The organism is Mycobacterium sp. NGS45, assembly GCF_059812645.1.
Genome location: NZ_JCALDB010000025.1, coordinates 44,821 through 65,855, shown reverse-complemented (window position 1 = coordinate 65,855; position 21,035 = coordinate 44,821). Strand labels below are relative to the sequence as shown.

Annotated in this window: 19 protein-coding genes; 6 read left to right on the top strand and 13 right to left on the bottom strand. The window is 68.8% G+C overall.

Going from position 1 to position 21,035, the window contains the following annotated elements:
* Window positions 1-136 precede the first annotated feature (136 nt).
* Window positions 137-769, top strand: a complete 633-nt coding sequence (locus AC5Y3P_RS19690) for a hypothetical protein (protein WP_500047617.1) — start codon at window positions 137-139, stop codon at window positions 767-769.
* 2 nt (window positions 770-771) lie between these two features.
* Here AC5Y3P_RS19690 and AC5Y3P_RS19685 read toward each other — a convergent pair whose 3' ends face one another.
* Entirely contained in the window at window positions 772-1,467 is a 696-nt protein-coding gene (locus AC5Y3P_RS19685; RefSeq protein WP_500047616.1) for a hypothetical protein, read from the bottom strand.
* Between the two features lie 96 nt (window positions 1,468-1,563).
* On the bottom strand, window positions 1,564-2,697 hold the full coding sequence (locus AC5Y3P_RS19680) for a nitronate monooxygenase (protein ID WP_500047615.1): 1,134 nt from the start codon (window positions 2,695-2,697) through the stop codon (window positions 1,564-1,566).
* A gap of 124 nt (window positions 2,698-2,821) precedes the next feature.
* Between AC5Y3P_RS19680 and AC5Y3P_RS19675 the strand changes: the two genes are divergently transcribed.
* The 3 genes from AC5Y3P_RS19675 to AC5Y3P_RS19665 all read left to right on the top strand — a co-directional run bounded on the left by AC5Y3P_RS19675 (window position 2,822) and on the right by AC5Y3P_RS19665 (window position 7,665).
* Complete coding sequence (locus tag AC5Y3P_RS19675) at window positions 2,822-5,641, top strand: glycoside hydrolase family 2 protein (protein ID WP_500047614.1); 2,820 nt, start codon at window positions 2,822-2,824, stop codon at window positions 5,639-5,641.
* Between the two features lie 86 nt (window positions 5,642-5,727).
* Window positions 5,728-6,390, top strand: a complete 663-nt coding sequence (locus tag AC5Y3P_RS19670; protein WP_500047613.1) for a GNAT family N-acetyltransferase — start codon at window positions 5,728-5,730, stop codon at window positions 6,388-6,390.
* Window positions 6,391-6,396: 6 nt separating this feature from the next.
* Complete coding sequence (locus AC5Y3P_RS19665) at window positions 6,397-7,665, top strand: competence/damage-inducible protein A (RefSeq protein ID WP_500047612.1); 1,269 nt, start codon at window positions 6,397-6,399, stop codon at window positions 7,663-7,665.
* A gap of 21 nt (window positions 7,666-7,686) precedes the next feature.
* Here AC5Y3P_RS19665 and AC5Y3P_RS19660 read toward each other — a convergent pair whose 3' ends face one another.
* The 3 genes from AC5Y3P_RS19660 to AC5Y3P_RS19650 form a co-directional block, all read right to left on the bottom strand.
* Entirely contained in the window at window positions 7,687-8,097 is a 411-nt protein-coding gene (locus AC5Y3P_RS19660) for a nitroreductase family deazaflavin-dependent oxidoreductase (RefSeq protein WP_500047611.1), read from the bottom strand.
* Between the two features lie 4 nt (window positions 8,098-8,101).
* Window positions 8,102-9,034: an alpha/beta fold hydrolase gene (locus AC5Y3P_RS19655; RefSeq protein WP_500047610.1), complete on the bottom strand. Its 933-nt coding sequence runs from the start codon at window positions 9,032-9,034 to the stop codon at window positions 8,102-8,104.
* A gap of 94 nt (window positions 9,035-9,128) precedes the next feature.
* Window positions 9,129-9,974 carry a helix-turn-helix domain-containing protein gene (locus AC5Y3P_RS19650; protein ID WP_500047609.1) on the bottom strand — a complete coding sequence of 282 codons (846 nt, stop codon included), beginning with the start codon at window positions 9,972-9,974 and terminating at the stop codon, window positions 9,129-9,131.
* 89 nt (window positions 9,975-10,063) lie between these two features.
* Between AC5Y3P_RS19650 and AC5Y3P_RS19645 the strand changes: the two genes are divergently transcribed.
* The gene (locus AC5Y3P_RS19645) at window positions 10,064-11,329 is read left to right on the top strand and encodes an amidohydrolase family protein (protein ID WP_500047608.1); all 1,266 of its coding nucleotides are present in this window, start codon (window positions 10,064-10,066) and stop codon (window positions 11,327-11,329) included.
* 52 nt (window positions 11,330-11,381) lie between these two features.
* Here the strand turns inward: AC5Y3P_RS19645 and yaaA are convergent, their stop codons facing one another.
* From yaaA to AC5Y3P_RS19605, 8 genes are all read right to left on the bottom strand, one after another.
* Entirely contained in the window at window positions 11,382-12,128 is a 747-nt protein-coding gene (gene yaaA / locus AC5Y3P_RS19640; RefSeq protein WP_500047607.1) for a peroxide stress protein YaaA, read from the bottom strand.
* A 53-nt stretch (window positions 12,129-12,181) separates the two neighbouring features.
* Window positions 12,182-12,850: an MOSC domain-containing protein gene (locus AC5Y3P_RS19635; protein ID WP_500047606.1), complete on the bottom strand. Its 669-nt coding sequence runs from the start codon at window positions 12,848-12,850 to the stop codon at window positions 12,182-12,184.
* An 11-nt stretch (window positions 12,851-12,861) separates the two neighbouring features.
* Window positions 12,862-13,764: a DMT family transporter gene (locus tag AC5Y3P_RS19630; protein WP_500047605.1), complete on the bottom strand. Its 903-nt coding sequence runs from the start codon at window positions 13,762-13,764 to the stop codon at window positions 12,862-12,864.
* Window positions 13,765-13,848: 84 nt separating this feature from the next.
* On the bottom strand, window positions 13,849-15,357 hold the full coding sequence (locus AC5Y3P_RS19625) for a sensor histidine kinase (RefSeq protein WP_500047621.1): 1,509 nt from the start codon (window positions 15,355-15,357) through the stop codon (window positions 13,849-13,851).
* A 53-nt stretch (window positions 15,358-15,410) separates the two neighbouring features.
* Window positions 15,411-16,622, bottom strand: a complete 1,212-nt coding sequence (locus AC5Y3P_RS19620) for a PP2C family protein-serine/threonine phosphatase (RefSeq protein WP_500047604.1) — start codon at window positions 16,620-16,622, stop codon at window positions 15,411-15,413.
* A gap of 10 nt (window positions 16,623-16,632) precedes the next feature.
* Window positions 16,633-17,082, bottom strand: a complete 450-nt coding sequence (locus AC5Y3P_RS19615; protein ID WP_500047603.1) for an STAS domain-containing protein — start codon at window positions 17,080-17,082, stop codon at window positions 16,633-16,635.
* 179 nt (window positions 17,083-17,261) lie between these two features.
* Entirely contained in the window at window positions 17,262-19,490 is a 2,229-nt protein-coding gene (gene katG / locus AC5Y3P_RS19610) for a catalase/peroxidase HPI (protein WP_500047602.1), read from the bottom strand.
* A 51-nt stretch (window positions 19,491-19,541) separates the two neighbouring features.
* A complete protein-coding gene (locus AC5Y3P_RS19605; RefSeq protein WP_500047601.1) occupies window positions 19,542-19,970 on the bottom strand; it encodes a Fur family transcriptional regulator in 429 nt (142 codons plus the stop codon).
* Between the two features lie 101 nt (window positions 19,971-20,071).
* Here AC5Y3P_RS19605 and AC5Y3P_RS19600 point away from each other — a divergent pair, with 101 nt between their 5' ends.
* Complete coding sequence (locus AC5Y3P_RS19600; protein WP_500047600.1) at window positions 20,072-21,034, top strand: o-succinylbenzoate synthase; 963 nt, start codon at window positions 20,072-20,074, stop codon at window positions 21,032-21,034.
* Window position 21,035: the final 1 nt, after the last annotated feature.

Below are 21,035 nucleotides of genomic sequence, written 5' to 3'. Positions count from 1 at the left end.
CGGGCCTGCGTGACCGGTTCCACACCCGGATGCGCTTTGGTGGGCGAGCGCGTCCGCGCGGTTCGCGGCATACTCATTGCAACCGGCCAGCGCCGCGAAGCTGTAACGATTCGATCTTGCGAGGGGACTTCCTGGTATGCGCACGCACTCGAGCGCCTTGGGCGCGTTCGGCGTCCTGACCGCCGCGGTGACCTTGTCCCTGGCTCCGATGGCCGCGGCCGACCCGGCCGACTCGGACGCTGCGCCCAGCTCGGATACCTCCGCGACCGCGCCGGCGGCTTCCGCTCCCGCCCCGGCTGCTGCCGCGCCGGCTGCTGCCGCCCCGGCCGCGAAGCCGGAGACCACCCAGCCCGAGACCGCCAAGCCGGAGACCGCGAACGCCGAGACCGAGGCCGCAGCCGACGGCCGCCCGCATCTGCCCAGCCCGCAAAACCTGCCGCCCGGAACCACCATCGCTCCGCCCGAGGAAGGGCCGAACGTCGGCTACCTGCGCGATCTCTGGCATGCCGTGCAGACCCAGGAGATCAGCGGGAAGGGCGCGCTGCTGCTGTTGACCCAGCGGCCGCTGACCGCCGGCCCGCAACCCCGGTCCCCGCTACCGCCGGCCGCCCCGGCGCCCGAAGCGGCCCCGGTCGATCCGGCCGCAGCACCACCGGCCGACACTCCGGTCGCTCCGGCCCCTGAGCCCACGCCGGCACCCGAGGCGGCACCCGCACCCGCACCCGAGGCGGCTCCCGCACTTACGCCCGAACCCGCGCCGGCGCCCTAAGTTCAGCCGTTCGGCGTCGGGGCCGTCGTGCTCGGCGATGACGTCGTGCTCGGCGCCGTAGTCGTTGACGTCGCGGTGGTTGACGTCGTGGTCGTGCCGTCCGGCACCTCGGTGGCATCGCGTTCGGTGTAGGACACCCAGGTGTCGCGATAGATGACCGTGTCGCCAGAGGTCACCCGCAGCTCGTCCGGTGACACCGTGTAGACGGTTTGGTCGCTGACCGCCTGGTAGCTGCCGTCGTCGCCTGCCTCGGCATCGGCGACCAGCTCGGCCCCGTCTTCGATCCGTTCCGCGCGGTACTGGTGATCGCCGTCGGAGTCCGCGCACACCACCACCATCGAGCGCTTGGTGTGGCCGACGGCCACCGCCACCTCATCGGTCGAGCAGCGCGCCGAGGAATCGACGAAGCCGTACTCGTCGGTGGCCAGCGCAGCTGCGTCGGCCGGAGCCGCCGACGACGTCGTCGCGGCGGTCGCCGTCGTGGTGGTGGTGGATGTGGTCGTGGTAGTGGTCGTCGGCGCAGGGGTGGTGGTGGTGGCGACGACCGAGCGTGGCGTCGCGGTCAGCGCCTCGGTTTCGGTCACCGACACCGACGACGTCGCGGTGTCGGTCGGCATCGCCACACCGACCACCCAGGCGCCGGCGGCTGCCACCGCGCCGAGTCCGATGACCATCGCCAGGACACGACTGGACTGCATGTGGGCCTCCCGGGGGAACGCGTTGGATGCGTTCCCCCAAGGAAACCATCGCGGGCCCGCAAAGCGGTGCTGCGCACACCGCGTTTCGCGGTGCGGTTAGACGCCGGCGGCCTCGTTGAGGTCCTGCAGCGTCGTCGTCGCCTCCAGGTACTCCTGGACCCAGCGCTCGATCACCGTCGCAGTCTTTTCCACCTTGCTGAACTGACCCACCACCTGGCCGACCGGGTTGAACGCCACGTCGACCGATTCGTCCGGGAACTTGTGGGTGGCCGCCACCGCCATCCCGGACACCATGTACTGCAGTGGCATTCCCAGCGGCTTCGGGTTCTCCGGCGCTTCCCAGGCCTCGGTCCACTCGTTGCGCAGCATCCGGGCCGGCTTGCCGGTGAACGAGCGGCTGCGCACGGTGTCGCGGCTGGTGGCCTTGATGTAGGCGGCCTGCTGCACCGGGGTGTTCTCGGATTCCTCGACCATCAGCCACTGCGAACCGGTCCAGGCGCCCTGCGTCCCGAGCGCCAGCGCCGCGGCGATCTGCTGGCCGCTGCCGATACCGCCGGCCGCCAGCACCGGAATCGGTGCGACCTCCTTGACCACCTCCGGCCACAGCACGATCGAACCGACATCACCGCAGTGCCCGCCGGCCTCGCCGCCCTGGGCGATGATGATGTCCACGCCGGCGTCCGCGTGCTTACGCGCCTGGCGGGCCGAACCGCACAGGGCGGCCACCACCCGGCCCTCGTCGTGAATGTGCTTGATCATGTCCGCCGGCGGGGTGCCCAGCGCGTTGGCGATCATGGTCACCTTGGGGTGCCGCAGCGCCACCTCGACCTGCGGCGTTGCGGTGGCCTCGGTCCAGCCCAGCAGTTGCAGGGCGTCGTCGTCGCTGTGGTCGATCGGCACGCCGTGATCGGACAGGATCTTCTTGGCGAAGTCGATGTGTTCCTGGGGGACCAGGTCATTGAGCGTCTTCTTGAGGACCTCGGGATCCACGTCGGTGGCGTCCATGCCCTCGTACTTGTTCGGGATCACGATGTCCACGCCGTACGGATGGTCGCCGATGTGCTCGTCGATCCAATTCAGCTCGATCTCGAGCTGCTCGGGGGTGAAGCCGACGGCGCCGAGGACACCGAAGCCGCCGGCCTTGGAGACCGCGACCACCACGTCACGACAGTGGGTGAAGGCGAAGATCGGGAATTCGATCCCCAGTTGATCGCACAGGGGAGTATGCATAGTTCGCTCCTGAGGGGCTCATGGCAGGTAAGGGGCGCAGAATTGAAACGTGTTCTAGTTTAACTCAGCCCGGCCAGTTCGATGCGACCCACGTCGAGGTCATAACCTAACCAGGTCGCTGCCCGTGAACAGGAGAACCGCCATCGCCGCTGCGCTGCGCCGCCGGGCCGGCTGGTTGGTCCTACTGCCGCTGCTGGCCCTGATCGCGCTGATCGGGGTAGCCGACGTGCCGGGTTTCGTGCGTACCGAGCCGGCTTCGGCGGCCATCGAACTGCGCGACGGTTGGGCGCTGGCCTCGGCGCGCGGCCTCGACGCCGACGGCGCGACGATCTCACGACCGGACTTCCGCGCCGAGGGCTGGCACCCGATCGCCGAGATGCCCGCCACCGTGCTGGCGGCCCTGGAGGACGACGGGGTCTACCCCGACCTGTATTACGGCACCAACCTGCGCGACGAGGTCCCGGCCGACCTGTACCGGCAGGACTGGTGGTACCGCACCAGCTTCGAGGTGCCGGCCGGCCACAGCCGCTACTGGCTGGAGTTGCCCGGCGTGAACTACCGCGCCGAGTTGTGGCTCAACGGTCACCGCGTCGCCGACACCGACCAGCTGGTCGGCATGTACGTCGCGCACCGCGTCGATCTCACCGGGTTCATCGAGCCGAACGCGCCCAACACGCTGGCCATCAAGGTCATCCCGGAACGCGCGCTGCAAGACGTCGACGGCGTCGAGCTTGCCGACAGCTGGTGGGACTGGATCAACTACCGCGACCTCGGGCACCAGCAAGCCGGTGCCGACGACGCGCCGCGGCCGGCCGTGGGTACCTCGTTCGTGCCGGACCGCAACGCCGGCATCTGGAAGCCCGTGGTGCTGCACGCCGACAGCGGCGTGGACCTGGGTGCGGCCACGGTGGTCACCGAATTGCCGCTGCCGGAAACGGATTCGGCGCGCCTGACCATCCACGCCGACGTGGCCAACGGCACCGACCGGCCGATCCGCGGCGCGCTGCGGGCCACCATCTCGCGACCCGGCAAGCCTGCGGTGTCGGTCGACCAACCGGTGACGGTGGCACCCGGTGCGCGCACCGACGTGACGCTGGGTGCCGACCAGTTCGCCGAGTTGACCTTGTCGGAGCCCGACCTGTGGTGGCCCTACACCATGGGCGAGCCCGCGCTCTACGACCTGCACCTGGAATTCCGCCAGTACGGCCGGGTCATCGAAACCCGCCGGCAACACTTCGGCGTGCGGACCGTCACCCAGCACCGCGACCAGGACACCGCCTTCCCCGAACTCGGCGCGGGCGGCAACTTCTACCTGCAGGTCAACGGTCGCGACTTCGCGGTGCGCGGTGCCAGCTACACCCCGGACCTGCTCTACCGCTACGACGAGGACCGGGAGAACGCGATCCTGTCCTACGTGCGCGACCTCGGACTGAACCTGCTGCGCCTGGAGGGCAAGTTCCCCGGCACCCACCTGCTGCAGCGCGCCGACGAACTGGGCATCCCGCTGATGTACGGCTGGATGTGCTGCAACCAGTGGGAGAAATGGTGGCAGTGGGACGCCGAGGATCGCCGGGTCGCCCAGGACAGCATGCGCAGTCAGCTCACCGAGTTCGGTCCGCACGCCGCGGCGTTCGTCTGGGCCAACGCCAGTGACGGCCGCCCGCCACCGGAGGTGCGCGGCTGGTATCACGACATCCTGGCCGAATTGCATTGGCAGAACGCCACTGTGGACACCGTGTCCTCGGTGAACCGGGACGCCGACGGCCAGATCGTCTGGGACGGCATCCAGATGGCCGGCCCGTACAGTTGGCGACCGCCGAGCTACTGGTTCGCCGGCCGGTACGCGGCCGCGCGCGGCGCGTCGGCCGAACAGGGCGACAACGAACACATCCCGCCCTACGCCAGCCTGGTGAAGTTCATCCCACCCGACGAACTGTGGCCGATCAACGACACCTGGTACGCCCACGCCGGATCCGACGACAACAACGTCCAACTCGACAGCATCCGCACCGCTGTGCTGCGCCGGTACGGATCTTCGGACAGTGCAAAGGAATTCGCCGACAAGGCGCAACTGGCGCACTACGAGTCCACCCGCGCGCAGTTCGAGGCGTTCGCGGCCGGTGGCTGGGACAGCCACAAGATGACCATCTACTGGATGCTCAACAACCACTGGCCGTCATTCTTCGGGCACCTGTTCGACTACTACCTGCGACCCGGCGGGGCGTACTTCGGCGCCAAGAAAGGGTTGCAGCCGCTGTCGGTGGTGTTCGACTCCTACGCCACCGGCGACCACGACGTCGCGCACATCACCGTGGTGAACCAAAGTCCGCGCGACGCAACCGGTTTGCGGGCCCGGGTGCGGGTCTACGACCTGGACGGCGAACTGCTGCACGACCGCAGTTCGCAGCCGCTGGACGTCACCGCCGGGGGCACCGCGGCGGCGCTGCGGCTGCCCCGGATGCCGGCGCAGGCCCGGGTGTTCTTCGTGCGCGCGCAGCTGCTGGACGCCGACGACCAGGTCATCACCGAGAACGTCTACTGGCACTCGCAGCGCCGCGACGACCTCGGTGCTCCCGGTAACGACACCGCGTTCTCGCTCAAGCAGGCCAGCTGGGCCGACCTGAGGCCGCTGAACACCATGGCCGCCGCGCCGGTCGAACTCGGCGCCGCCGGCAACGGCGAACACCTCACCGTCACGCTGACCAATCCGAGCAGCAAGGTGGCGTTCTTCGAGCGCATCGAGGCACTGGCCGACCGCGACGGCGACGAGATCCTGCCGGTCCGCTACAGCGACAACTACGTCACGGTCTTTCCGGGGGAGAGTCTGCAGGTGCAGGTGACGCTGCCGGCCGGCGCACCGGCGGCGCGCTGGGTGCGGGTATCGGGAGTCAACACCGATCCGGTGCTGGCCGCGGTCGAAACCGCCGGTACCGGCAGCCGCTGAGCGTTGCGTCAGTCGGGCGGCGCGCCGAGGACCGGACAACGGAAACGATCGACTCCAACCCCGGCCGCTGATCTAGGCTTGGCGGCATGGCCGATCCCGACATCGCCGCCGCGCGCCGCGAAATCACCGATGCCTTGCTCACCGCGCTTGACCGTCGACACGAGGTGCTCGACGCCATCGTCGACGCCGACGACACCGGTGCGGCGGTGCAGGCCGTCGCGGAACTACTGGGTACCTCGCAGCGCGGCGCCGAAGCGGTGATCGGACTGTCCTTCGACCAGCTCACCAAGGCAGCCCGGCGCGGGATCGCGGCCGAACTGGAAGACCTGAACAGCCAGCTGAGCTTCACCCAGGCTGAACGCCCGGCCGCCACCGGTGACGGCCTGACCCTGCGGCCGTTCACCCCCGACGACGACCGCGACATCTTCGCGGCCCGCACCGAGGACACCCACACCGCAGGCGACGGATCCGGCGCCCCGGCCGCCGAATTGGACCAGGAGATCGCTGCTGCCGAGTCGCGGCTCTACACCGAGGACGCCGCCTGGTTCGTCGCCGTCGACGGCCCGGTCAAGGTCGGCATGGTGTTCGGCGAACTCGCCGGCGGCGAGGTGAACGTCCGAATCTGGATCCACCCCGAACACCGCAAGAAGGGCTACGGTACGGCCGCGTTGCGCCGTTCCCGCACCGAGATGGCCGCGTACTTCCCGGCGGTGCCGATGGTGGTCCGCGCCCCGGGCGCGACGCCGTAACCCTCGGTGAGCGCGCGCGCAGGAATCGTCGTCACCGGCACCGAGGTGCTCACCGGCCGGGTGGCCGACGCCAACGGACCCTGGCTGGCCGAGCAGCTGCTGGCACTCGGCGTCGAACTGGCGCACATCGCAATCTGCGGCGATCGTCCCGCCGACATCACCGCGGCGCTGCGTTTCCTGGCCGACGACGGCGTCGACCTGATCTTGACCAGCGGGGGGCTGGGCCCCACCGCCGATGACCTCACCGTCGCGATGGTCGCCGACTTCTGTTCCCGGCCACTGGTCCTCGATGCCGATCTGGAAGCCCGGATCGCCGCGATCCTGAAGCGGATGATGATCCGCTACCCGGACGCCGACTTCGAATCGGTGCGGGCGGCCAACCGCAAACAGGCGATGATCCCGGCCGGGGCCACCATCCTGGAACCGGTCGGCACCGCCCCGGGCGTCGTGGTCACCGGCGCGCATCCCACCGTCGTGGTGCTGCCCGGCCCGCCGCGTGAGCTGCAGCCGATGTGGGCCGCCGCGGTGGCCACCCCGGAGGTGGCGACCGCGATCCGCAACCGCACCGAATACCATCAGCGCACGCTGCGGATGTTCGGGCTGCCCGAGTCGGCGCTGGCCGACACGCTGCGGCAGGCCGCCATCGCAATCCCGGGTTTCGAGCAATTGGAGATCACCACCTGCCTGCGCCGCGGCGAACTCGAGATCGTCACCCGGTACGAACCGCAGGCCGCGGCCGGCTACGCCCAACTCGAATCGCTGCTCGCCGATCGGCACGGTGACGTGCTGTTCTCCACCGACGGTTCGACCATCGACCAGCAGATCGCCGCCCTGCTGGCCGGCCGCAGTATCGCCACCGCCGAATCCTGCACGGCCGGACTGGTATCGGCCCGGCTCACCGACCTGCCCGGCTCCTCGGAGTACGTGATGGGCGGTGCGGTGGTGTACTCCAATGCGGCCAAGACCGAGTTGCTCGGGGTGCCCGCCGAGTTGATCGCCGAGCACGGCGCGGTCTCTGAACCGGTCGCCGAGGCGATGGCTGCCGGCGCGCTGCGCCGATTCGGGGTCGACACCGCGATCGCCACCACCGGGATCGCTGGACCTGGTGGCGGTAGTGCGGAAAAGCCGGTCGGCACAGTGTGTTTCAGTGTGCTGCGGGCCGACGGTGCGGCGCTGACCCGGACCGTGCTGCTGCCCGGGAATCGGGCCGACATCCGGGAACGGTCCACCGCCGTGGCGCTGCACCTGCTGCGTCGGCTGCTGCTCTCAGACTGAAACCGCGACCACAACCCGCGATCAGGCGATGTCGGCGGCGAACACCCCGACCCTCTTGAGTGCCGCCCGGGTGATCCGCGGCAACGACGGGTCATCGGAACCCACCGGGATGATCCGCGGGTTGACGATGTGCACCTCGCTGCCGAACAGCTTCACGTCGGCCTCGCCGGCCGCCAACACGTTCTTCACCCAGTTGGTCTTGCCGTGGATCAAGGTGGCCGCCAAGACATTGCCCTTGCGGTACGGCGTAATGATGGTTTCGTAGGCTCGCCCCGACTTGCGGCCGCGGTGCTTGACGATCCCGAAACCGGGCAACCGCCGGGCCAGCGGACCGACCACCCGATTGGCGTACTTGACCTGCAGGTCCTCCAGCCACGGCGGCACGATCATCGGCACCTCGGCGGTGTGGTTGGGATGCTCACTTGCCTTCATCGGGTTACTTCTTCTCCTCGTGGTCCCACATCTCGGTCATGGTGCCCAGGATTTCGCGGGCATAGCCCAGCCCGCCCAGATGGCTCTCGCCGGGCAAGGTGGTCAGCTGCGCGTCGGGCAGTTTGGACACTACGTGCAGACCGTGCGCATACGGGATGATGTGGTCCACATCGCCGTGCCACCAGCGCACCGGAACCTTCACTTCATCGAGCCGGAAACCCCAGTCGCGGGCGAACACCACGATGTCGGAGAACGGCGCGGTCAACTGCTTCTTGCCGCCGTTGAGCAAGTCGTCGAGGAACATCGCCTTGAACTCCGGGCGGGCCAGCATGGCCCGGTCGCTCTCCGGGGACAGCCGCGCGTAGATCTCCAGCACCGGCAGCGCGACCGGGCGGATCACCTTCACCAGGTTGGTGGCCACCACGCCGACGGGTGCGCCGACCACTTCGAGCACCGGCGCCACGTAGCGGCCCAGGGTCATCGCGCCGCCGCTGATGCCGTCCGGGCCGACCAGCGGAGCGACGCCACCGAGGACACCGACCCCGAGCACCCGGTCGCCCAGCACCGCGGCCGAGGCCAATGTGTAGGGGCCGCCGCCGGACAGCCCGACCACGGACATCTTGCCGATGCCCAGGGTGTCGGCGACCGCCTCGAGGTCATAGGCGAAGTCGGCGACCTGGCCGTAGCGGTGCGGGGTCGACGATCCGATTCCGGGCCGGTCCAGTCCGATCAGTCGGATGCCGTTCTCGGCGGCGTAGACCCGGGCCTCCGGCGGGATCTGCCGGCGCGCACCCGGGGTGCCGTGCAGCCAGAACACCGGACGGCCCTGCGGATCGCCGAACTCGGCGAAGCCCAGCCGGCGATCGTCACCGACGGCGACGCTGCCTTCCAACTTGGGTCGGGCCAGCTTCGGCGCGGCGAGTGGATTGGTAGCCATGGCGTCAAGTGTCGCACGTCACCGCAGGTGCCCAGAACGCCGCACGGCACAGTCGGCCGAGGCCCCGACCGGGTGGTGGCGGTGGGCCGCGGACCTATACCTCGGCGCGTTTGACCCGGCGCCGGTACTCCGACGGGGTCTCGCCGCAGAATTGCGCGAACGCCCGGGTGAACGAACTCAGCGATTCGAAACCCACCGCCGCCGACACCTCCAGCACGGTTTCGTCGGGTGCGGCCAGCAACGCCATCGCCCGCAGCATCCGGGCGTGCAGCAGATAGGTGCGCCAGGAGATCCCGAGCGTGTCGGAGAACAGCCGGCGCAGCGTGCGTTCGGACACCGCGACCGCGCGCGCGACGTCTTCGACGGTCACCGACTGCAGGTGTTCCTTGGTGAACGCCATCGCGGCCGCGACGATCGGATGCTCGGCGGTCGGCAGGCTCAGCGGCGCCTCGTGGTCCAGGGCCTCGACCACCAGATCGGCCAGCGTGCGGAAGAACCGCTCGGCCACCTGCTCGTCCTCGGCCGATCCCGGTTCGCGGTCGATCGGCCAGCGCAGTGCGTAGAGCATCATCTCGCGGATCAGCGGGGACACCGCCAGGATCCGGGCGCGGTCGCCCGGATCGGCGATCAGCGACTGGTCGAACATCACCGCAATGGTCTTGACCTGGGCGTTCATCGTGGCCTGATGGGCCAGCCCGACCGGCAGCCAGGCGGCCTGCTGCGGCGGCAGCAGGTAGTTGCCGGCCGGGGTCTCCACCTCGACGACGCCGCCGATGGCGTACTCGATCTGGTGCACGTCGTGTGAATGCCAGCCGGTGAGCAGTTCGTCGCCGTGGTACAGGTAGCTGCCGCCCAGCGCGCGGCCGCCGCGACGGAGGTCGATTGTGCGCGGCTTGGCCGTTTCGGATAAACCTTTGTCCGATAGCGCAGAGACGGTCACGGTTATCGAGGGTACAAGTGGTAGGTAGCGGTGAGCCAGTTCACCCACGCAGCCAGTACCGTGCAGCCCCCATGCACTGAAGGAGACCGATGAACGTCGACGACCTGATCCTGATAAGCATCGATGACCACGTCGTCGAGCCGCCCGACATGTTCCTGCGGCACGTGCCGGAGAAGTACAAGTCCGAGGCTCCGATCGTCGTCACCGACGACAGGGGCGTGGACCAGTGGATGTACCAGGGCCGGCCGCAGGGCGTGTCCGGTCTGAACGCCGTGGTGAGCTGGCCGGCCGAGGAGTGGGGCCGTGACCCGGCCGGGTTCGCTGAGATGCGTCCGGGTGTGTACGACGTGCACGAGCGGGTCCGGGACATGAACCGCAACGGCATCCTGGCCTCGATGTGCTTCCCGACCTTCACCGGGTTCTCCGCGCGCCACCTCAACATGACCCGCGAGGACGTCACGCTGGTGATGGTGTCGGCCTACAACGACTGGCACATCGACGAGTGGGCCGGCTCGGCGCCCGGGCGCTTCATCCCGATCGCGATCCTGCCGACCTGGAGCCCCGAGGGCATGTGCAACGAGATCCGCCGGGTGGCCGCCAAGGGCTGCCGCGCGGTGACCATGCCCGAGCTGCCGCACCTCGAGGGTCTGCCCAGCTACTTCGACGAGGACTACTGGGGTCCGGTGTTCCGTACCCTGTCCGAGGAGAACGTGGTGATGTGCCTGCACATCGGCACCGGCTTCGGCGCCATCTCGATGGCCAAGGACGCCCCGATCGACAACCTGATCATCCTGGCCACCCAGGTCTCGGCGATGTGCGCCCAGGACCTGCTGTGGGGTCCGGCCATGCGCAACTACCCGGACCTGAAGTTCGCGTTCTCCGAGGGCGGCATCGGCTGGATCCCGTTCTACCTGGACCGCTCGGATCGGCACTACACCAACCAGAAGTGGCTGCGCCGCGACTTCGGCGACAAGCTGCCCTCGGATGTGTTCCGCGAGCATTCATTGGCCTGCTACGTGACCGACAAGACGTCGCTGAAGCTGCGCCACGAGATCGGCATCGACATCATCGCCTGGGAGTGCGACTACCCGCACTCGGACTGCTTCTGGCCGGATGCCCCCGAGCAGGTGCTCGCCGAGTTGAATGCGGCCGGCGCCGACGATTCCGACATCAACAAGATCACCTGGCAGAACTCGGCGCGCTTCTTCGGCTGGGATCCGTTCGCGCTGACCCCGCGCGATCAGGCCACCGTGGGTGCGTTGCGTGCGCAGGCCACCGACGTCGACACCTCGATCCGGCCGCGTGCCGAATGGGCCAGGCTGTACAACGAAAAGCAGCAGTTCGCCCAGTCCTAGCAAGCGATTTCGGTGCGTTTGGGGGCGCTCAGCGCCCCCAAACGCACCGAAATCACGCCGGGATGACGACGGTCAGGTCGTTGCCCTCGCGTTCCACGGTCATGCCGGCACGCCGCGCGACGGCGGCCACCTTGGCGGCGTCGTCGGGTTCGGCGCGGCTGGCAGCCAGCACCCGGGCCAGCCGACCCTTGTGCGCCTTGTTGAAGTGACTGACCACCTTGCGCTGCCCGTCGGCGCGCTCGGCGAGCACCTCGACGCCGACCGCACCGGGCAGCCGGCCCAGCCCGGCGTAGGAGCCCGAGCGCAGATCCACCACCAGCTCGCGTTCGGCCAGTTCGGCCAGCGCCGGTTCGAGCACCGGACGCCAGCGCGCGGCCAGCGTGGGGCGGCCGGGCAGCTTGGAGCCGGCCGACAGCCGATACGCCGGGATCTGATCGCCGGCGGCCAGCAGGCCGAACAGCGCCGACCCGACGTACAGCCGGGTGCGTGCACGGGAAGCCGTTGCCGCACTGAGTGATCGGATGTCCAACGCGTCGTAGAGCACGCCGGTGTAGCGCTCGATAGCCGGCATGGTGGCCGCCTCCCAGAGCGTCAGGTTCCGCTGGATCTCGCCGTCTTGGCCGGCCGACAGGCCCAGCGCGCGGCGGGTGGCCGGCGCGTCGGTGGCCAGCTCCACCAGTTCGTCGACCAGTTCGGCGCGCAGCCCGTTGAGCTGCGGCACGCTCAAGGTCTCGAGCTTCAGCGGCGGTCCGTCACCGCCGGCATGTTTGGTTTCCGACGGTGGCAACAGCAGGATCACGTTGGCAGGGTAGAGGATGCCCGACGACGACGGCGGACCAGCTCACCGCACCGTCAGCGGGTCGCGACTCGGCGGCGGGCGAATTCGCGTTTCTCCGCCGACAGCGCTTCCACGTCGGGCAGCAGCGGCAACAGTTCGGGCTCGGCGGTGACCGCGCGGAACACCACACCGACGGTGACGCCGTGCTCGGGCCGGTCCAGCACCTCGATCCGGTCGCCGGCGGCCACCTCGCCAGGGGTCAGCACCCGCAGGTAGGCGCCGGGCATGGCGGCCGCGGTGAAGGTCTTGAGCCAGCCCTTGATGCCGAGGAACTCGACGAAGGTTCGGCACGGGATACGGGGTGCGGAAACCTGCAACAGCAGTCCGCCCGCGCCGACCCGCCAGCGCTCGCCGATCACCGCGTCGGTCACCTCGACGCCGACGGTGGTCAGGTTCTCGCCGAAGTTGCCGTCGGCCAGCGGCCGCTGCAACCGGGCTTCCCAGTAGTCGAGATCCTCGCGGGCATACGCGTAGACCGCCTGGTCGTCACCGCCGTGCGAGCGGCGATCGCCCACGAAGTCGCCGACCAGGCCGCTGCCCAGCCCGGTGCGCAACGGGCCGGGGGCGCGCACCGCGACGGCTGCCGTGGTGGGTACCTTGTCGATCCCGGTCAGCGACGACGCGCCGCGGGCATCCGGATTGGCCCGTGCGGTGGCAACATTCACCGACCGGACAGTTCCCATGGCGCATCACCCTAGTGGGCGGAGTCGGTGTGTTGGGCCACTGCCCCGGTCGCGAGTTGCTCCTCGATGGCGCCGGATTCGCGGCCCAGTGCGATGGTGGCGGCGGTCATCGCGGCCACCGCGATCGGCAACACCAGAACCGAGGGCATGCCGAGCACCAACTGCTCACCGAGCACCAACGCGCCCAGCGCGACCGCCACCATCGGTTCCAGCACCAACATGGCCGGCACCGAGGTCTGCAGCGCGCCGGCATGAAACGCCGACTGCTGCACCACGGTTGCGAACACACCCACCGCGGCCAGGACGTACAACGCCGGGCTGGTCAGCAGCGCCGACCAGCCGCCGGCGCCGAAGTGGTGCGTGCACATCTTGGTCAGCACCGCGATCAGACCGAACATGATGCCGACGGCCACCGCCAACAGCATGGCGCGCCGATTGCCGTTGGTGCGGGCCGCACCGGTGATGCTGAGCAGCACCAGCGCCCCGCACACCACCGCGACCAGCAGCCAGGTCTGCATCGACGGTGTGGTCAAACCCTCCTTGGGATGAGCCACCAGGACGAACGCAGCCAGCCCGCAGGTCAGCAGCGCGGCCCAGGCCCATTCGGCGCGGGTCACCCGCTGCCCGGCGATCCGCGCCGACAGCGGCAACGCGAACAGCAGCGAGGACACCAGCAGCGGTTGCACCACGATCAACGACCCGCGCGCCAACGCCAGGGCCTGGAAGCCGTAACCGAGCACGGCGGTCGCGGTGCCGGCCCACCACAGCGGCTGGCGCAGCAACGTGGTCACGATGGCCGGGCTCATGCCCTGGTCCGGCGGAACGTCGCGGGTGGCCAGCTGGCGCACCACGATGCCGACGCCCATACACAGCGCGGCCGCCAGGGCCAATGCTATGACCAGGATGTGCGTCACGCTTCGGCCTCCTTGACTGGTATCTGGCTGGCTTGCGGTGCGGGCGGCGCGCCACCATCGGTCGCGGCCCGGTCACCGGACGGTTCAGGCAGTCGTTTGCGGCGCGGTCTTGGGCAGCGTGAATCGGAAGCGGGTTCCCTCCGAGTACTCGGGGTCTATCCAGATCGCACCGCCGTGGTGCGCGACGATCTTCTTACACAGTGCCAGACCGATTCCGGTGCCTTCGTACTCGACCCTGCCGTGCAGCCGCTGGAAGATCACGAACACCTTGTCCCGGTTCTCGTCGGCGATCCCGATGCCGCGGTCGGTGACGTCGAACGCCCAGTGCGTCTCGTCGGCGGATGCCGCGCTGATCTCGATCCGCGGCGGGTTGCCCGGCCGATGGAACTTCAACGCATTGCCGATCAGGTTCTGCCACAACATGGTCAACAGCGTCGGGTCACCGCGCACCACCGGCAATTCGGGTACGACGATCTCGGCTTCGGTCTCGTCGATCGCGACGGCAAGATTGCCGAGCGCCGCGCCCACCGCCCGGTCCAGCGCGACCGGAACATGTTTGGTCCCCATCCGGCCCACCCGGGACAGCGTCAACAGATCGTCGATCAGCACCTGCATGCGCTTGGCGCCGTCGACGGCGTAGCCCAGGTACTCGAGTCCCCGCTCGTCGAGCGGCTCGCCGACGCCGTACCGACGTTCCAGCAACTGGCAAAACGACGCCACCTTGCGCAGCGGCTCCTGCAGGTCATGCGAGGCGACGTAGGCGAACTGCTCGAGTTCGGCGTTGGAGCGGCGCAACTCGGTGGCCTGCGCGTCGAGTTCGCGGGCCTGCCCGGCCACCTGCTCGCGCGCCTCGCGCGCGGCGTCGAGTTCATCGGCGATGCGTTGGCGCATGTCGTCGACGTCGGCCGCGATGGCGCGGATGTCGGTGGGTCCGGCCACCACGATGTGCTGGCCGAAATTGCCCGCGGTGATCCGCCGGCAGGACTCCGCCAGCGCCTCCAGCGGACGGGTGACCGCACGGCGCATCAGGATCGCGAGCAGCACGGCGGTGACCGCGAACGCACCGAGCAGACCGATCAGCACGCCGTTGCGCCAAGCCTGGGCATCGGCCAGCTGGTCCAACCTGGTTTCGCGGGCCTGCATCAGATGCTCGTTCTGGATCTCGAACAGCAGCCGGAGTTCGTCGAATTGGGCCCGGCCGCGCTGGGAGCTCTGCGTGGTGACCAGTTCGGGGAAGCCCGGTGTCACGGTGGCGATCTGGGGTGCGGCGTATTCGGTGCGCCACGCCGCTGCCGCCTGCTCGATGGTTTCCAGGTCGCCGACCAGATCCGGTCGGTCGCCGACCCGCTCGCGCAACGCCGCGGCGGCTTCCAGTTCGGCGGCCTGCCCACTGGCATACGGCGCCAAGAACCGAGGATCGGCGCTGATCAGATAGCCGCGCACCGCGGTCTCCTGGTCACGGATCGCGGCCTGCAGCTGATAGGCCGCCACCCGCGCGGGCTGGATGTTGTTGGCCAGGTCCGAGGAGACGGTGTCGGTGCGATGCAACTGGATGGCCGCGGCCACACTGCCGAGTGCCACCAGCAAGCCCATCACCGAGAGCACCACGAGCAACCAGCCCTGCACGCTCAGCTGCGGGAGGCGCCTCACACCCTGGTCCGCTCCACTCGGATCACCGCGATGTCGTCGTTGATGCCGCCGTACGGTGCGGCGAGTTCCTCGACACCGTTGATCAACGCGTCGACGAACGTCGCTCCCGGCAGGTGCGCCAACGATTGCGCCAGCTCCAACAGCCCCTCTTCGCCCAGGCGTTCGTTGCCCGGGCCGGCGTGGCCCTCGAACAGCCCGTCGGTGACCAGCACCAGACCCGCGCCGAGCGGAACATCGACGTGATCGGTGGGCCAGTCACCGCCGTGCAGCCCGAGGGCCGGCGCTCCCGGCGGCTGCACCCACTGCACCTTGCCGTCGATGTGCAACAGCATGCCGGGATGGCCGGCGCGCACCGCGGCGATCGCGAGTCCGGTGGGCGGGATCGCCAGGCTCAGCACGGTGGCGAAGATCCCGGTGCCGGCACGTTCCACCTGCATGATGCGATGCAGTTCACGCATCCGGTCGGTGCCCCGCAGACCGGCGAACGTCAACGCCCGCCAGGCGATGCGCAGCGCGACACCGAGCGCGGCTTCGTCGGGTCCGTGCCCGGCGACGTCGCCGATCATCACGTGCACGGTGCGGTCCGGGGTCTGCACAAAGTCGTAGAAGTCACCGCCGAGCAGGGCGTTCTCCCGGCTCGGTCGATATCGCGCGACGATGTCGACGCCCGGGTCGTCCATCAGCAGGGGAGAAGGCAGCAGCCCGCGTTCCAACCGCGCAATCTCGCGGGCCCGGGCCTGCAGGTCCACCGCGGCGGTCTCGGCCCGCTTGCGCTCGATGGCATACAGCACGGAGCGACGCAGCATGTCCGGTTCGACCCGGCCCTTGACCAGATAGTCCTGGGCGCCGCAGGCCACCGCGGCGATCCCGAAGTGCTCGTCGACCAACCCGGTCAACACCACAATCGGCAGCGTGACATCGGCACCGGCGATGCGTTCCAGCGCGGCCAGCCCCTCGGCGTCGGGCAAATTCATGTCCAACAACACGCAGTCCGGCCGCATCTGGCGCAGTTCGTGTTCGGCCTCGGCCAGCGACGGTTTCCAGCGCACCGCGGTTCCGGGCATCCCGTCGACGATCAGTTCTTCGACGATGATCGCGTCTTCGCGATCATCCTCGATCAACAGCACCAGGGCGGGGCCGGTCAGCGGATCCCGGCTGGCCAGTAACCCGGCAGAGGTCGTCGGATCGGTTTCGTGCGGTATCGCCACCGCATTGACACTAGGCGGATTTGGTCAGCAATGGCAGCAGGGCGCGACGACGCCAGGTTTCGATGTCGGCGAAATGCGCCAGGGCTTCGGGCACCGATCCGGCGATGGTGCAGTCGACGTCGTCGTCCAAGACGACCTCGACGGCCGGGCTGGACACCAGCACCCAGGTCACGTCTTCGGCGGCGCAGTCGTGATCGATCGCGTCGAGCAGCAGGGTTCCGGCCAGTGACATGGCATCCACGCCGGCCAGATCCAGCACGAAGTGCTTCTCCGCCAACACGAATCGACGGATCCGGTCCCGCACCTCGTAGACGTTGTCGTCGTCGATGCTGCCGGTCACCGTCACCACGGTGGCCAGTCGACGGGAATAGGCTCGAATGCGGGCATTGCCGCAAACCACGACGGGATCGCCATAGCGCTGGACGACATGTGCAGAAGTCGGTGCGTTCATCGTGGTCATGACAGCCTCATTTCCGTAGGTGGGGTGCTGCTCTGGCCTTGATGTCGAAGCTATCCACGCTTCTTAAGGCACCTGGGTGCGAGGTCTGATACTTCGGTAAGAATGCCCCCGGCCGCGCCCTAGAACCCAAAAACCCCCGCAAACCAGCAGGTTTGCGGGGGTTTCCGGTTCCAGCTTTCTTACTTTTGGTCGAGGTCGAACCGGTCGGCGTCCATCACCTTGACCCAGGCCGCGACGAAGTCCTTGACGAACTTGTCGGTGGAATCGTCCTCGGCGTAGAACTCGGTCAGCGCCCGCAGTTGCGAGTTCGAACCGAACAGCAGGTCGACCCGGCTGGCAGTGAACTTCTGCTCACCGCTGAGCAGATCCTTGCCGACGTAGGTGCCGTCATCGGCCGAGGACGGCTCCCACTTGATACCCATATCGGTGAGGTTGACGAAGTAGTCGTTCGTCAACTGCCCGGGCCGGTCGGTGAGCACCCCGAGCTTGCTGCCGCCGTAGTTGGCGTCCAGCGCCCGCAAACCACCCACCAGGACCGTCATCTCCGGCGCCGACAGGTTCAGCGTGTTGGCCCGGTCGATGAGCTGGTACTCGGCCGGAACTTCGAGTCCCTTGCCGAGGTAGTTGCGGAAGCCGTCGGCCCGCAGCTCCAGGTAGGAGAACGACTCGACGTCGGTCTGCTCCTGGGTGGCATCGCCGCGGCCCGAGCTGAACGGCACCTCGATGTCGTGTCCGGCTGCCTTGGCTGCCTTCTCGACGCCGACGTTGCCGGCCAGCACCACCAGGTCGGCAAACGACACGTCGATGCCGACCGCTGCCTGGATCTCCTCGAGCTTGCGGATCACCTGGGCCAGCTCGTCGGGCTCGTTGGACTCCCAGCCCAGCTGTGGTTGCAGCCGGATCCGGCCGCCGTTGGCCCCGCCGCGCATGTCCGTGCCGCGGAACGATGCCGCGGCCTTCCATGCGGTCGAAACCAGTTGCGGCACCGTCAGATCCGAGCCGGCGATGGCACCCTTCAAGGTTGCGACGTCGGCGTCGGACAGCGGCTTGCCGGCCGGAACGATGTCCTGCCACAGCCAGGTCTCCTTGGGCACGTGCGGCCCGAGGTAGCGGCTGACCGGACCCAGGTCGCGGTGCAGCAGCTTGAACCAGGCCTTGGCGTACTCCTCGCGCAGCTCCTCCGGATTGTCCAGCCAACGGCGGGTGATCTCGCCGTAGATCGGATCGAACCGCATCGACAGGTCGGTGGTCAGCATCGACGGGTGGGTGCGGCCCTTGAGGTCCGCGGTCGGCACCGAGTTGGCCCAGCCGTTGTCCTTGGGCCGCCACTGGTTGGCACCGGCGGGGCTCTTGAACAGCTCCCACTCGTTGCTGTAGAGGATTTCCAGGAAGCTGTTGTCCCACTTGGTCGGGGTGTGCGTCCAGGTCACCTCCAGCCCGCTGGCCACCTTGTCGTTGGGGTTGCCGGTGTCGTGCGGGTTGCGCCAACCCAGACCCATGGTCTCCAGCGGGGCGGCTTCGGGTTCCGGTCCGAGCGCGTCGGCGTCGCCGTTGCCGTGGGTCTTGCCGAAGGTGTGGCCGCCGCAGATCAGGGCGGCGGTCTCGACGTCGTTCATAGCCATCCGGCCGAAGGTTTCCCGGATGTCGATGGCCGCGGCCAGCGGATCCGGATTGCCCTCGGGGCCTTCCGGGTTGACGTAGATCAGACCCATGGTGGAGGCGGCCAGCGGATTCTCCAGCCGGCGTCGGTCACCGTCGGAATCGGCGTAACGCTCGCGGGTGCCCAGCCACTCGGCCTCCGCACCCCAGTAGATGTCCTCCTCGGGCTCCCAGTAATCCGGCCGGCCGAACGAGAAGCCCGCGGACTTGAAGCCCATCTGCTCCTGCGCACGGTTGCCGGCGTAGACGATCAGGTCTGACCAGGACACCTTCTTGCCGTACTTCTTCTTCAGCGGCCACAGCAGTCGGCGGGCATTGTCCAGACCGACGTTGTCCGGCCAGCTGTTGGTCGGCGCGAAACGCTGCTGGCCTCGACCACCGCCGCCGCGGCCGTCCTGCACCCGGTAGGTCCCGGCCGCATGCCAGGACATCCGGACGAACAACGGGCCGTAATGGCCGAAGTCGGCCGGCCACCAGTCTTGCGCGGTGGTCATCAGCTCGTCGAAATCGCGCTCGAACTGGGCGAAGTCGAGGGTCTGCACGGCTTCCCGGTAGTCGAAATCCGGGTCGTTGGGGTCGATGGCGGGCGGATTCTTCTGCAGGATCTTCAGATTCACCGCCTCGGGCCACCAGTCACGGTTGCTGCCGCCCTCGACCGGACGCCGGATCACCGGACAACCAGTGGTCTTCTCTGCTGCCGGCTCGGTCTGAGCCTCGCCGATCGGTGGGGTTTCAGTTGCCTCAGGCACTGCATTTCCTTTCGGGAGTGGTGAATTGGGCTGCGACCACGGTCGTGGTCGTCAAACCTGGGCGGCCGCGCATTGCGGGCACCAGCCCCAATAGATGACCTCGGCTTCGTCGATGGTGTAGCCGAGGTCGTCGGCTGCAGTCAGACAGGGCGTGTCGCCGACGGCGCAGTCCACATCGGCGATCTGTCCGCAGGCGCGGCACACGATGTGGTGGTGGTTGTCGCCGACCCGGGCCTCGTAGCGCGCCACCGAACCCGAAGGTTGGATCCGGCGCACCAAGCCGACCGCGGTCAGTGCGTTGAGGACGTCGTAGACGGTCTGCCGGGAGACGTCCGGCAGTTCGTTCCGCACGGCGCCGAACAGTGATTCGGTATCTGCGTGCGGCAGATGGTGCACGGCGTGCAGCACCGCGATTCGGGGCCGGGTAACGCGTAGGTCCGCGCCACGCAGTCGCCCCACTAGATCCGAGTCCGAGGGCATGACACATGCCTACCCCCTTTTCTGGAATCAGTCAAGAGATGGTTCGTGAGGTGTCGGGTGGTTTTCCCAGCCGCGGTGTCCGGGTCGGCTAGCGTCGAGCCGTGCAGACGCTGTTCGATTTCGACGCTGCCCCCGTGTTCGGCATTCCGGCCGGCGAGGTGGGCCGGCCGCTTGAAGGCATTCTGGTCGAAGGCCCGCAGGGTTGGGGCGAATTCAGCCCAATTGGCGAATTCGATTCCGCCGCACTGGCGCGTTGGGTCACCGCGGCCACCGAGCCCGGCACGGTCGGCTGGCCCGATCCGGTGCGGGGCCGGGTTCCGGTTGCGGTGCCGGTTCCGCCGACCGACCCGCACCGCGCCCACGCGCTGGTCGCCGCCTCCGGCTGCCGCAGCGCCGACGTCGTCGTCGGCGCGCACCCGGATTCCCTCGCCGAGGACGTCGCCCGCATCGAAGCGGTGCGCGACGCGCTCGGCGCCGCCGGTGCCATCCGGATCGACGCCAACGGTCGATGGAACCTGGATGTCGCAGTCACCGCCATCGCGGCACTGCGCCGCGCCGCCGGCGACCTCGAGTACGTCGAGCAGCCGTGTGCCGAGCTGGGCGAGTTGGCCGAGTTGCGCCGCCGGATCGACGTGCCGATCGCGGTCGATCAGTCGCTGCGTGGCGCCGCCGAGCCGTCGGCAGTGCAGCTGGGCGAGGCCGCCGACATCGCGGTGTTGCACTGCGCGCCGCTGGGCGGCGTGCGTCGTGCCCTGCGGATCGCCGAGACGCTCGGGCTGCCGTGCGTGCCGGCGTCCGGTCCGGCGACCAGCGTCGGGGCGGCCGGCGCGCTGGCACTGGCCGGGGCGCTGCCCCAACTGCCGTTCGCGGTAACCGTGCTGGGGCCGCGGCTGCTCGGTGGCGACGTGGTGAGCGCATCGCGTGCGTTGCTTCCGGTCGACGGGTACCTGCCGGTCTCACCCATGCCGCCGGCGCCGGACCCGGACCTGATCGCACGGTATGCGATCACCGACCCGCAGCGAATCGAGCTCTGGCGCAACCGGTTACGTTCTGCGCTGGTCTAGC